Origin of the sequence: Bacillus kalamii, from assembly GCF_047238185.1 — a bacterium.
Taxonomy (GTDB): domain Bacteria; phylum Bacillota; class Bacilli; order Bacillales; family DSM-1321; genus Bacillus_AD.
On the sequence record NZ_JBDFMI010000001.1, the window covers coordinates 1,262,883 to 1,275,564 of the forward strand.

At 38.4% G+C, this 12,682-nt stretch carries 10 protein-coding genes; all 10 read left to right on the forward strand.

Translation table 11 applies throughout. The features are described from left to right. Nucleotides 1-54 precede the first annotated feature (54 nt). On the forward strand, nt 55-840 hold the full coding sequence (locus tag ABC357_RS06325) for a DeoR/GlpR family DNA-binding transcription regulator (protein ID WP_412886686.1): 786 nt from the start codon (nt 55-57) through the stop codon (nt 838-840). 296 nt (nt 841-1,136) lie between these two features. Beyond that, nucleotides 1,137-2,639: a sugar ABC transporter ATP-binding protein gene (locus tag ABC357_RS06330; protein WP_412886687.1), complete on the forward strand. Its 1,503-nt coding sequence runs from the start codon at nt 1,137-1,139 to the stop codon at nt 2,637-2,639. A 135-nt stretch (nt 2,640-2,774) separates the two neighbouring features. Beyond that, nucleotides 2,775-3,704 carry an ABC transporter permease gene (locus ABC357_RS06335; protein WP_412888596.1) on the forward strand — a complete coding sequence of 310 codons (930 nt, stop codon included), beginning with the start codon at nt 2,775-2,777 and terminating at the stop codon, nt 3,702-3,704. 64 nt (nt 3,705-3,768) lie between these two features. Continuing rightward, a complete protein-coding gene (locus ABC357_RS06340; protein WP_412886688.1) occupies nt 3,769-4,755 on the forward strand; it encodes an ABC transporter substrate-binding protein in 987 nt (328 codons plus the stop codon). A gap of 68 nt (nt 4,756-4,823) precedes the next feature. After that, nucleotides 4,824-5,471: a class II aldolase/adducin family protein gene (locus ABC357_RS06345; protein ID WP_412886689.1), complete on the forward strand. Its 648-nt coding sequence runs from the start codon at nt 4,824-4,826 to the stop codon at nt 5,469-5,471. Nucleotides 5,472-5,508: 37 nt separating this feature from the next. Beyond that, complete coding sequence (locus ABC357_RS06350) at nt 5,509-6,996, forward strand: rhamnulokinase (RefSeq protein WP_412886690.1); 1,488 nt, start codon at nt 5,509-5,511, stop codon at nt 6,994-6,996. A gap of 1 nt (nt 6,997) precedes the next feature. Next, nucleotides 6,998-8,785 (forward strand): L-fucose isomerase, encoded by a 1,788-nt coding sequence (locus ABC357_RS06355; protein WP_412886691.1) that lies wholly within the window; start codon nt 6,998-7,000, stop codon nt 8,783-8,785. A gap of 25 nt (nt 8,786-8,810) precedes the next feature. Further along, the gene (locus ABC357_RS06360) at nt 8,811-10,493 is read left to right on the forward strand and encodes a ribulokinase (RefSeq protein WP_412886692.1); all 1,683 of its coding nucleotides are present in this window, start codon (nt 8,811-8,813) and stop codon (nt 10,491-10,493) included. Between the two features lie 120 nt (nt 10,494-10,613). Further along, a complete protein-coding gene (locus ABC357_RS06365; RefSeq protein ID WP_412886693.1) occupies nt 10,614-11,474 on the forward strand; it encodes an aminoglycoside phosphotransferase family protein in 861 nt (286 codons plus the stop codon). Nucleotides 11,475-11,592: 118 nt separating this feature from the next. Next, nucleotides 11,593-12,576: a quinone oxidoreductase family protein gene (locus ABC357_RS06370; protein ID WP_412886694.1), complete on the forward strand. Its 984-nt coding sequence runs from the start codon at nt 11,593-11,595 to the stop codon at nt 12,574-12,576. Nucleotides 12,577-12,682: the final 106 nt, after the last annotated feature.

Consider the following 12,682-nt stretch of genomic DNA (forward strand, 5'->3'; position numbering starts at 1 on the left):
GGTCGGCAAGTTAACCTATGATTAATTTTATAGATAAGTAGGAGGCACCATTATATGCTTGTAGCAGAAAGGCATGCTAAGATTGTAGCAATTGTGAATAAGGAAGGAAGTATACGAGTTTCGGAACTAAGCAGGATGTTTAAGGTAACTGAAGAAACCATCAGGAGAGATCTAGAGAAACTTGAAAACGATGTGAAGCTTTGCAGAAGCCACGGTGGGGCAGTAAGTTTAAATGACAGTAGTTATGAGCCTTCATATTTAGAGCGGGAGATTATGAATGTCGAGCAAAAAAGAGAAGTAGCCAAAACAGCTTTGCAATTTATTGAACCAAATGATCGAATCATTCTTGATGCAAGCTCTACTGCATGGTATATGTCAAAAATACTACCGGATTTCCCATTAACAGTCTTGACAAACTCTATGAAGGTCGGTTTAGAATTAGCGCAAAAAGAAAAAATTTCTGTAGTGATGACCGGGGGAAGTTTACAATCCAAATCATTATCTTTTGTTGGTCAATTAACCGAAAAAGCTTTAGATTCCTATCATGTCAATAAAGTATTCATGTCATGTAAAGGACTGCATCCCGAATGGGGTATAAGCGATTCAAATGAAATGCAGGCGCTTGTCAAAAAAAAATTTATAGACGTTTCGGATACTGTCTATTTATTGGTTGATCATAGTAAATTTGGCGTAAAGTCTTTTTCGCGTGTTGCTTCAGTGAGTGAAATAGACGTCATGATTACTAATTCTGCAACAAATAATCAAGTTATACAGCAATATAAAATAGATTCTGTTTCAATTCTTTGCTCTAAGTCTACAAGAGGTACATTAACATTATAAATATGATTAAAAATGCGGCCGTAAAGGGCCGCTTTTTTAATCAGAGAAATAATTTTACTAGTATACCGTCAAAATTCTAATTTTTATAAAAATTAGAATTTTTTGTATTTTTATATTGAAGCATTTGTCAAAAATGATTATAATCAATACAAATAAACAAAAACAAAGATAAAAACATACATTCACAAAGGATGTGGAATTAAACAGAAATATATGTGTGAAAATAATTCTGAATAATTAATCATTTATTAGATTTCCTTATTCTGAGAAAATCACATGCTAAATTGGAGGTAAATATGGATTCTATCTTGTTAAAAATGAAAGGTATATCCAAAAGCTTTCCTGGAGTTCAAGCATTGTCAGATGTCCAATTTGAACTTGAATCTGGAGAAGTACATGCTCTTATTGGCGAAAATGGAGCGGGTAAATCCACATTAATGAAAGTTCTTACAGGTATTTATCAGAAAGATGAAGGCAGTATTATATATCAAGGAAATGAAGTCGAGTGTTCAAGTACCAAGGAAGCACAAAAAATTGGAATTAATATTATTCATCAGGAATTGAACTTAATGCCAGATTTAACGGTTGCTCAAAATATTTTTATCGGCCGAGAGCCTCGATATGCATTTTCATTATTGATTAAGGAAAAAGAATTGAATAGAAAGGCTCAGGAGTTATTTGACCGGCTGCAGATTCATTTGGATCCCCAAGAGAAAGTAGGGAATTTAACAGTGGCCAAACAACAAATGGTGGAAATAGCCAAAGCGTTATCTTTTAATGCTAGTATTCTTATAATGGATGAACCTACAGCTGCCTTGACAGATAAGGAAATAGCCATGTTGTTTGATATCATACATAAATTAAAAAAACAAGGGGTAGCCATTGTCTATATTTCACACAGAATGGAGGAATTAATGCAAATATCCAGCCGCATAACAGTCATGAGGGATGGACATTATGTGGATACTCTATTCACAAAACAAACAACAATTGATCATATTATATCGCTAATGGTAGGGCGGCAAGTCTATCAGGCAGCAACTCCTCAAACTAGGCTAATCAATGAAGAAAGGGTATTGGAAGTGAAAGGCCTTAATAGAGGAAGAGAATTAAAAGAAATTACCTTTCATTTAAATAAAGGTGAAATCCTAGGTTTTGCTGGACTTATGGGTGCCGGAAGAACTGAGGTGGCGAGAGCTGTTTTTGGTGCGGATTCAATTGACTCAGGCCAAATTTATATTCATGGTAAACCAATAAAAATTAAGAATCCGAATGATGCAGTTAAAAAAGGAATCGGCTATCTTTCCGAAGATCGGAAACAATTTGGTTTGATGACTGACATGGATGTCAAAACGAATCTTGTTGTTGCATCTTTTAATCGTTTTTTAAAGCCGCCAGGATGGGTTAATAACAAAAAAATAGAAGAACAGGCTGAAAAAATGATAGATTCTTTAAATATAAAAACCCCTAGTGCAAACCAAGAGGTTAAATACTTATCAGGTGGAAACCAGCAGAAGGTTGTTATCGGGAAATGGTTGACTAGAGATTGTGATATTCTTATTTTCGATGAACCAACTAGGGGAATAGATGTCGGTGCCAAAGCAGAAATCTACAAATTGTTGAACGATCTGACGAAACAAGGAAAGTCCATAATTATGATTTCTTCGGAGCTACCGGAGCTTCTAAGGATGAGCCACCGAATTACAGTTATGTGTGAAGGGAGAATTACTGGAGAACTTACTAATATGGAAGCAACACAAGAAAAAATAATGGCACTTGCCACAAACCGTATAAAATAGAGATCTAAACCGATTGGGTGTAAGCAAGATAAACAGCTATATTAACGTAAAGAATAAAAAGGAGGGAGAAAATTGAAAACGGTTACAAATAACGAGGTTTTAAAAAAGAATACGTTCTCGATTCAATCAGGTGCGATGCAACAAATATTAGCGTTTGCAAGTTTAATTATTTTAGTAATTATTTTTTCGATAGCATCAAGCAATTTTCTGCAATTTTCAAATGTGATGGGAATATTGGTATCAACAGCAGTAATTGGGATTCTTGCATTGGGGGCAACATTTGTCATTATAACCGGTGGGATTGATTTGTCAGTAGGCACTGTCATGACATTATGTTCTGTCATGACGGGTGTTTACATAACGGTGTGGGAACTTCCCACTGTAATTGGGGTTCTCCTTGGCATTTTAACAGGTGCATTTTGTGGTATGCTCTGCGGGATTGTTATTGCAAAACTTAAAATACCCCCATTCATTGCCACACTGGCAATGATGATGATCGCGAAAGGTTTGGCACTTGTCATTTCAGGTACAAAACCTATCTATTTTACGGCTTCTCCTGAGTTTTCAAAAATTGCATTGGGCTCCATATTGCCTGGTTCCAATATTCCTAATGCCGTTTTTATTTTTTTTGGAATAGCTATAATTGCCGCACTCATTCTTAGCAAAACGATAATTGGGCGTTATAATTTTGCTCTTGGAAGCAATGAAGAAGCAACCAGGCTGTCAGGTGTTAATGTGGATCGTTGGAAAATTATCATTTACATGCTTGCAGGTGTATTTACTGGTATTGCTGGTGTACTGATTGCTTCAAGATTAAACTCCGCCCAGCCTGCATTAGGTTCAGGATATGAACTGGAAGCGATTGCGGCGGTAGTAATTGGAGGGACTTCTTTAAGCGGAGGGAAAGGAACGATTGTCGGCACAGTTATAGGTGCATTGATTATGAGTGTTCTTACTAATGGACTTAGAATTTTGTCTGTGCCGCAGGAATGGCAAACTGTAGTTGTAGGTTTTGTTATTATATTAGCTGTTTATACAGATATATTGCGCCGTAGAAAACAATGATGAGCAGGGTATTTTCTCGGTTATAGAGTGAAATACATTATTTTAGTTCAAAGGGGAGAAAGAAATGAAGAAGAAGCTATTAGTTCTTGCGCTACTGGGAATTCTGACTTTATCTATTCTGAGTGCGTGCAATTCGAATGATGATTCAGCATCTGGTGAAAAGGTTGAAAAGAAAAAAGATGAAATCTATATTCCGATTATTTCAAAGGGGTTTCAGCATCAATTTTGGCAAGCTGTAAAACAAGGAACTGAAAAAGCGGCCAAGGAATTTAATGTAAAAGTAACTTTTGAAGGTCCAGAAACCGAGGAACAAGTGGATAAGCAAATTGAAATGCTTCAGGCGGCACTCGATAAAAATCCAAGTGCCATAGGATTTGCGGCATTAGATAGTCAGGCAGCCATTCCTTTGCTGCAGCAGGCGAATGAAAAAAACATTCCAGTTGTAGCCTTTGACTCCGGTGTAGAAAGTGATATTCCTGTTGCAACAGCTGCAACTGATAATATAGCGGCATCTGCTCTTGCTGCAGATAAAATGGCCGAATTAATTGGAGGAAAAGGTAAAATTGCAATGATCGTCCATGATCAAACAAGTAAAACGGGAGTTGATCGGCGAGATGGTTTCAAAAAAGAAATTGAAAAGAAGTATCCGGATATAAAAATTGTGGATATTCAATATGGAGCAGGAGACCACTTGAAATCGACCGATCTCGCCAAAGCCATCATGCAGGCAAATCCAGATTTGAAAGGGTTTTTCGGAGCAAATGAAGGATCTGCTATAGGAATTGTAAATGCCATCAAAGAAATGAAGAAAGAAGGGGAAATAACTGTTGTCGGTTTTGATTCAGGCAAGCAGCAAATTGATGCTATTGAAGATGGTTCCATGTCAGGGGCAATTACTCAAAATCCTGTAAGTATCGGCTATGAAACAGTGAAAGCCGCAGTCCAAGCCATTAAAGGAGAAAAAGTGGAAAAACAATTGGATACAGGTTTTTATTGGTATGATAAATCAAATATTGACAGTGATGAAATCAAAGCAGCCATATACGAATAAATAAAATCGGCAGGCTGCCTTTAAATGGCAGCCTCCAGTTTGTAATAGATAAAGGGAGGGGAAAATCTATGTCCATGGTGATCAAAGAACTTAAAAAATATGCAAATAAAGTTGTCGACACAGGGCTAGTTGTCGGTGCAGGAGGCAATTTAAGTATGCGCGAAGGGGATACCATGTATATTTCGCCTAGCGGCTATGATTTAAAGGAAATTGAAGATCATGAATGGGTAAAGGTTTCTATAGAAACAGGAAAGGTTTTAGATGAATTGAAACCATCTTCGGAAATCCTTATGCATTTAGAGTGCTATCGGACCCGACCAGGAATTGAAGCCGTTCTACATGCTCATCCTAGCTATTCTGTTGGAGTAACGAGTACAGGAAAGGATATTCCGATGTTGTTTCCTGATATGGCTGCAATGGTAAGAAAAGTTGCCTATTTAGATTACATAATCCCCACAACAGATATATTATCTGATGCTGTAGCCGAAGTAATTGCAGACTGTGATGTGGTCGTCATGCGCAATCATGGGGTACTGACCATCGGAAGGACGATGAAGGAGGCATATTTCTTTATGCAATTAATTGAAGAGTCAGCCAAAGTATTTACTATAGCTTCCACTGTTGGAACTCCTAGAAATCTGACTGATCAGGAATGCAGAGATTTGCGCAATTTATCATCAGAAAAATATCGTTCTAAATTATTGACTGATTCGTAAATATACTCAATAGCCTATTGAAGGAGGTATAGTATATATGAGAAAATTGTGGGCTTTCGATCTCGGTGCATCTAATGGGAGGTTAATGGTCTGTAAATTTGATGGAGAGCGCATGGACTTGGAAGAAACACATCGTTTTGAAAATTCAGCTATACATAAGAATAAAGATTTACATTGGAATATCCCTAAAATAATCCAAGAAATGAAATATGGGATGGAAAAAAGCAAAGGAATGGGGCATTCCAAAATTGACAGTATGGGTATTGATACGTGGGGAGTTGATTTCGGGTTACTTTCCAATAAAGGAGTGTTGTTAGGAAATCCATATTGTTATCGTGATCCCTCATTTTCTGAGGGAATGAAGAGGATGTTATCTAAGAAATCAAAAGAAGAATTATTTTTCAGAACCGGAATTGAACCTTCACACATAAATACCTTAACACAATTGTTTACATTGAATGCAGACAATCCTTCATTGATGGAAAAGGCTAAAACACTTTTATTTATTCCTAATCTATTGAACTATCTATTTACAGGAATTGCTGTAAATGAATTTACCATTAGTAGTACTTCTCAGATGCTAGACCTTAGGAACAGGAGGTGGGACTCATCTCTTTTGAATGAATTAAATATACCTTTATCAATTCTGACTGAAGTAGTTGAGTCTTGTTCTATTCTAGGAAAGACCTTACCATCCATTAATAGTGAACTTTTTATGGAAGGCGTTACTGTAATCAATGCGTCCGGTCATGATACTGCATGTGCCGTAGCTGCTTTGCCTATGAAGGAAAAAAGCTCATTATTCATGAGTTGTGGTACCTGGACATTAATGGGCCTGCAAGTTCCGCATCCAATTATAACGAAAGAATCCTTTGAATACGGATTGACAAACGAAGGAACCATGGATGGAGAGTATCGTCTTCAAAAAAATAATATGGGTTTATGGCTTATACAGCAATGTAGATCTATTTGGAAAACAGAAGGGAAGGCACCGACATTTGAGGAAGAAAGGTTGTTATTAAATAATGTATCTCCCTTTCGTAGCTTCATCGACCCAGATGATGATTTGTTTTTTAACCCTGATAATATGGTTGAGGCAATCCGTTTGTATTGCAAAAAGACGAATCAAAAAATCCCTGCAACGAAAGGCGAATTAATTGCCTGTATTATAGAAAGCCTTGTTTTTAAGCATCGTCTTATTGCAGATCAATTGGAGGAAGTTGCGGGGTATGAATGTGAAAAAATTTATATTGGCGGGGGCGGTAGTAATAATCATCTGTATTGCCAATTTATTGCCAACGTTACGAACAAACCTGTTCATGCGGGACCGGTTGAAGCAAGTGCCATAGGAAATTCTATTTCCCAATTGATAGCACTGGGAGAAATAGCGTCACTTCATCAAGCTAGAGAAATTGTAGAGAGTTCTTTCAAAACTGTAATATTCGAGCCGGAAAATCATCAAATGTGGCAAGAGGGTTTTGAAAGATTTTTGCAAGTAATTCAAATGATTAGGGGAGGAAATTAAAATGACAGGAAATAACAGATATTTAGGAATGATGCCTAAAATAGGGATACGGCCAACGATTGACGGAAGAAGAAAGGGAGTCAGGGAGTCTCTAGAGGAAACAACTATGAATCTTGCTAAGGCGGTAGCTTCTTTGCTATCGGAAAACATCCGACATTCGAATGGGGATGCTGTTGAATGTGTGATTGCTGATACATGTATTGGCGGGGTTGCTGAAGCTGCACAGGCTGCTGAGAAATTCGCTAGAGAGGGTGTAGGGGTTTCTATTACTGTTACTCCGTGCTGGTGTTATGGATCTGAGACAATGGATATAAATGCGGAGATACCAAAGGCGATTTGGGGTTTTAATGGCACTGAAAGACCGGGGGCTGTCTATTTAGCTGCTGTCTTAGCTGCACATAACCAAAAAGGGTTGCCGGCATATGGAATTTATGGAAAGGATGTTCAAGATGTAAACGATTCCAAAATTCCACCTGATGTAAAAGAAAAACTAATCCGGTTCACTAAGGCAGGATTAGCGGTAGCTGAGATGAAAGGAAAATCCTATCTTTCTATGGGGTCTGTATCCATGGGAATTGCAGGAAGTATGATTCAAGAAGATTTCTTTCAGACATATCTTGGGATGAGAAATGAATATATTGATCTATCAGAATTCGTAAGGAGGATAGACCAACAAATCTATGATAAATATGAGTTTGATCAAGCTTTAAAATGGGTGAAGGAATTTTGTCTTCAAGGAGAAGACAAAAATCATGAAAATGTAAAACGTACTAAAGAAGAACAAAAAAGTGATTGGGAAATATGTGTAAAAATGACCCTGATTGCCCGTGATTTAATGATTGGCAACCCTATATTGAAAGAATTAGGATATGAGGAAGAAGCTCTTGGACGCAATGCTATCGCTGCCGGATTCCAGGGGCAACGTCAATGGACAGATCATTTTCCAAACGGAGATTTTATGGAGGCAATTCTTAACTCTTCCTTTGATTGGAATGGCATCCGCGAACCGTATATTTTGGCAACAGAGAATGATAGCTTGAATGGTGTAACTATGCTGTTCGGCCATTTATTGACCAATTCGGCTCAGCTATTTGCAGATGTACGGACATATTGGAGTCCTGAAGCTGTTCATAGAGTTACAGGTCATAGATTATCCGGCAGGGCAGAAAATGGAGTTATCCATCTAATAAATTCTGGCCCAGCTGCTCTTGATGGAACAGGGCAGCAGAATCAGGATGGTAAACCAGCGATGAAACCTTTTTGGGATATTTCTGAGAAAGAGGTAAGGGATTGTTTGGAGGCAACATGCTGGAGACCTGCAAACACTGAATATTTTCGAGGTGGAGGGTTTTCAACAGATTTCCTGACAAAAGGGGAAATGCCAGTAACAATCGCTCGATTGAACCTTGTGAAAGGGTTGGGTCCTGTTCTACAAATTGCTGAAGGATATACAGTCGATTTACCGAAGGAAGTTCATGACACATTGGATGAAAGAACTGATTCTACATGGCCGACAACGTGGTTTGTACCGAATCTAACACAAAAAGGTTGTTTTAAGGATGTTTATTCCGTTATGAATAATTGGGGAGCCAACCATTGTGCTATGAGTTATGGCCATATCGGTGCAGACTTAATCACGTTAGCTTCTATGCTCCGTATCCCAGTAAATATGCATAATGTTCCTGAAAAGCAGATTTTTAGGCCAAGTGCTTGGAGTATGTTCGGGACTAATGATCTGGAAGCTGCCGACTTCAGAGCTTGTCAGGCATATGGGGCCCTGTATAAATAATCCGATTGAAATAGAGGGATGCAATTTGGATCGAAAGTATACAATAGGAGTCGATTTTGGTACTGAATCAGCTAGGGCGCTACTCGTGGATGTTATTACGGGGCAAGAAGTTGCATTTTCAGTAGCTTCTTTTGAGCATGGAGTCATGGATAAAAGATTACAGAACGGCATTAAACTTGGTAATGAATGGGCTCTTCAGGATCCGCAGGATTACCTCGATGCTTTATGCCTTTCTATAACGGCACTTGGGAGGAAGGCAAAGATAGACATGGATAAAATTATTGGTATTGGAATCGATTTTACATCAAGTACGATTCTTCCTTTGGACCAATCTGGTAATCCGTTGTGCTTTCAACCTGAGTACCGCGAAAACCCGCATAGTTGGGTGAAATTATGGAAACATCATTCTTCGCAGGCTGAAGCAACGTTTATGACGAAAATAGCGGAGAAAAGAAATGAACCATTCCTTCGTCAATATGGTGGAAAAATCTCTTCTGAATGGATGTTTCCAAAAATATTGGAAATCCTGAAAGATGCCCCAGAAATATTCCTGGCTACAGACATTTTTATGGAAGCAGGAGATTGGTTAACCTATAAACTTACAGGAAATCTAATAAGAAGCGCTAATTCATCGGGATTTAAGGCGCTTTGGAGTAAAAAAGAAGGCTATCCTTCCAACTTGTACTTCAAGTCATTAGATCCATTGTTGGGTAATATAATCGATACAAAAATGAGAGGTAAAATTATGGATATTGGTTCAGAAGCTGGCCTTTTATCTGATGAAATGGCCGTAAAGCTAAATCTTCCTCCCGGGATCAGCGTGGCTGTTGCTTGTATTGACGCTCACGCGGGAGTACCGGCAGTTGGATCAGTTGATGAGGGGCAGCTTGTTATGACTATGGGTACCTCGACTTGCCATATGGTACTTTCTAAAAGAGAAGTAGATATCCAGGGAATCTGTGGAATGGTTGAAGATGGAATCGTTCCTGGATATTATAGTTATGAAACGGGGCAAGCAGCAGTGGGAGATTTATTCAACTGGTTTGTTGAACGGATTACCCCGTTAGAAATAAAGGATGAAGCAGAAAAAAAAGGACAATCAATACACAGTATTTTAGAAGAAAAAGTGGCTCATTATGCACCTGGAGAAACAGGACTTGTTGCGCTTGACTGGTGGAACGGAAACAGATCTGTGTTAGTTGATGCCGATTTGTCTGGAATGATTATTGGTCTTACGCTGGACAGTAAACCGTTAGAAATATTTCGAGCATTGCTAGAATCGACCGCATATGGAACTCGCAGAATTATTGAGGCGTTTATTAAATCCGGTATTGAAATTAAAGAAATTGTTGCGAGTGGAGGAATCCCCCAACGAAACCAAACATTGATGCAAATGTACGCAGATATAACTCAGAAGGAAATAAAAATAGGTGGGTCTGAGCAACCTATGGCACTGGGATCTGCTATATATGCCGCAGTTGCCGCAGGTACAGGCAAAGGAGGATATGGATCATTAGAAGAAGCAAGCAAACAAATGTCTAGTATAAGTGTGCAAAGGTTTGTGCCTAATCCAAATTATGTGCCAGTGTATGATCAAATTTATAAGGTATATTTAAAGTTACATGACTATTTTGGAATAAATCAGAAAGATGTAATGCATACATTAAAAAAATTAAAAGGAATTACAAACCATAATATGTTATTTTAATAGATATTTATAGGTGGAGCCATAATTAGGCTCTATTTTGTTTTTTGCTAAAAACCAATTTTTGCAGTATTGGTAATACTTAAAATTATCTATGTAAGGCTACGAAAGGAACCTATAATTATGGTATTTAAATCGATAAGATGGATAGTTAAAAATCAAAAAATAAAAAATATTATAAATACTAAAGGTAAATTACAATTCCAGTCGATGAATCAAGGATTTGAAGCAGAAGTAGTAAAAATAACAACAGATCAGCATGAGATGGTTTTGAAAATATGGAATAAGGAATCCAAACCGGATATTGCCTGCCAATTTCAATTGCTTACAGCCTTGCAAAAGGCAAGCATGCCGGTATCGATTCCATATGGATGGGGAATTGATCAATATGGTCATTCTGTTTTGCTCACTAGTTATGATGGGGAGCACGCTTCCGTATATTCGAGACAGAGTATGGAAATGTTAGCGGAAACCATGGTTAAATTGCACTTGGCTAATAATGATGCTTTGCTCTTTATCGATATACCTTCATATGATCTTGCTTCTTATTTTTTCCCAGGCATTCAAGAATATCCGGATCTTCATGTTACATTGGAGCAATTAATCGGGTTTTCTGATAAAACAAATACATGTCCAATCCATGGCGATTTACACTGGGGAAATATGGTGCAAAGGAATGGGGAATTGACGATCATCGATTGGACGAATATCCAAATGGGAGATCGCCGTTACGATTTTGCATGGACGTATTTATTGATGCGTGTGTATCCATGCTATTCTTCATATATTGATTGTTTTTCTCAGGCATATTTAGGCTCTTATCCGATTCCAGCAGAAGAATTGGCTATTTTTGAAGCAATTGCTTGCTTAAGATGGATACTCCTATCACGCAGGAAGGGAGTGCCTAGGGAAAAAGATACGTTGTCGAACATCAAACAAATCATTACTAATAATGTTCATATACCCAATGGTTTGATTATATAGCTTCATATGGTTCGGACCATGATAAGATAAGCGAATGGATAATGATTATTTTTTCTACATTTTCTTATTGCCTCAACTGCCTTAATCTGTAAGTAAGCAGTAAGGAAGGATGATGTATATGAGAGCAATCATTGTCAGTAAGCATGGCGGCCCTGAGGTATTAGTATTAAACAGTGACGTTCCGGTGCCGGATATAATGCCAAAGGAGGTGCTGATTCACGTACATAAATGTTCAGTCAATTATGCAGATATCAAAACAAGGAGGGGTACAAAAGGTGACAATCGTTTTCCTTATACGCCAGGAATTGATGCTGCCGGGATTATTGTAAAAAAAGGGTCCGATGTAACGGAATTTGAAGTGGGGCAAGAAGTAATTGCCTTTCCTAAACAGGGATCTTATGCAGAGTATGTGGCAGCAAATGAAGATTTATGCTACGCCATTCCAGATGGGATAAGCATGGAACAGGCCGCCGCGTGCCCTACAGTGGCTTTCCTTGCTTATGCATTGTTGACAGAAGTTGTTAAACTACAAAAGAAATCGACTGTATTGATACATAGTGCTGCCGGAGGGGTTGGTACAACTGCCATTCAAATAGCCCGTTATTTAGGTGCCTCCCAAATTATCGGGACAGTAAGCAGTCCTAGGAAAGAGCAGGTTGTAATTGATGCCGGGGCTGATGCAGTAGTTTGGTCAAGGGATAAAGGATTTGCAGAAACGGTGAAAGAATGTACAAATGGTCTGGGAGTAGATTACGTTCTTGATTCAGTAGGAGGCAGGGTATCTGAAGAAAGTCTTCTTTGTCTGAAAGAGTATGGCACTTTGCTGCAATTCGGCAACAGCAGCGGCCAGGAAGGATTCATTTCTACTAATGATCTACATGCGAGCTGCAGGTCTATACGAGGCTTTTCTCTCGGAACGACACGCAAGAAAAAGCCATCCATGTTAAAGCCTATAGCAAGCAAGGTGTTTTCACTTATGGAAAGCGGAGCCCTCCGCATTCATGTGGGAGCCGAATACAAATTAGAACAGGCAGCAGATGCACATGCTTATTTGGAAAGCAGGCGAAGCACCGGTAAAATCATTTTGGATACCTCAGTGTAAGGGATAAAGGATATTATAGAAAAAAAATATACTCAAGATGTTGGTTTTCTATAGGAATCGCGTGGATTAAGCGTATTTGTGCAAAAACTCCTTATGCACCGCTTGT

Coding starts and splice junctions, on each gene's coding strand:
- ABC357_RS06325 (WP_412886686.1), top strand. CDS start 55: ATGCTTGTAGCAGAAAGGCATGCTAAGATTGTAGCAATTGTGAATAAG.
- ABC357_RS06330 (WP_412886687.1), top strand. CDS start 1,137: ATGGATTCTATCTTGTTAAAAATGAAAGGTATATCCAAAAGCTTTCCT.
- ABC357_RS06335 (WP_412888596.1), top strand. CDS start 2,775: ATGCAACAAATATTAGCGTTTGCAAGTTTAATTATTTTAGTAATTATT.
- ABC357_RS06340 (WP_412886688.1), top strand. CDS start 3,769: ATGAAGAAGAAGCTATTAGTTCTTGCGCTACTGGGAATTCTGACTTTA.
- ABC357_RS06345 (WP_412886689.1), top strand. CDS start 4,824: ATGTCCATGGTGATCAAAGAACTTAAAAAATATGCAAATAAAGTTGTC.
- ABC357_RS06350 (WP_412886690.1), top strand. CDS start 5,509: ATGAGAAAATTGTGGGCTTTCGATCTCGGTGCATCTAATGGGAGGTTA.
- ABC357_RS06355 (WP_412886691.1), top strand. CDS start 6,998: ATGACAGGAAATAACAGATATTTAGGAATGATGCCTAAAATAGGGATA.
- ABC357_RS06365 (WP_412886693.1), top strand. CDS start 10,614: ATGGTATTTAAATCGATAAGATGGATAGTTAAAAATCAAAAAATAAAA.
- ABC357_RS06370 (WP_412886694.1), top strand. CDS start 11,593: ATGAGAGCAATCATTGTCAGTAAGCATGGCGGCCCTGAGGTATTAGTA.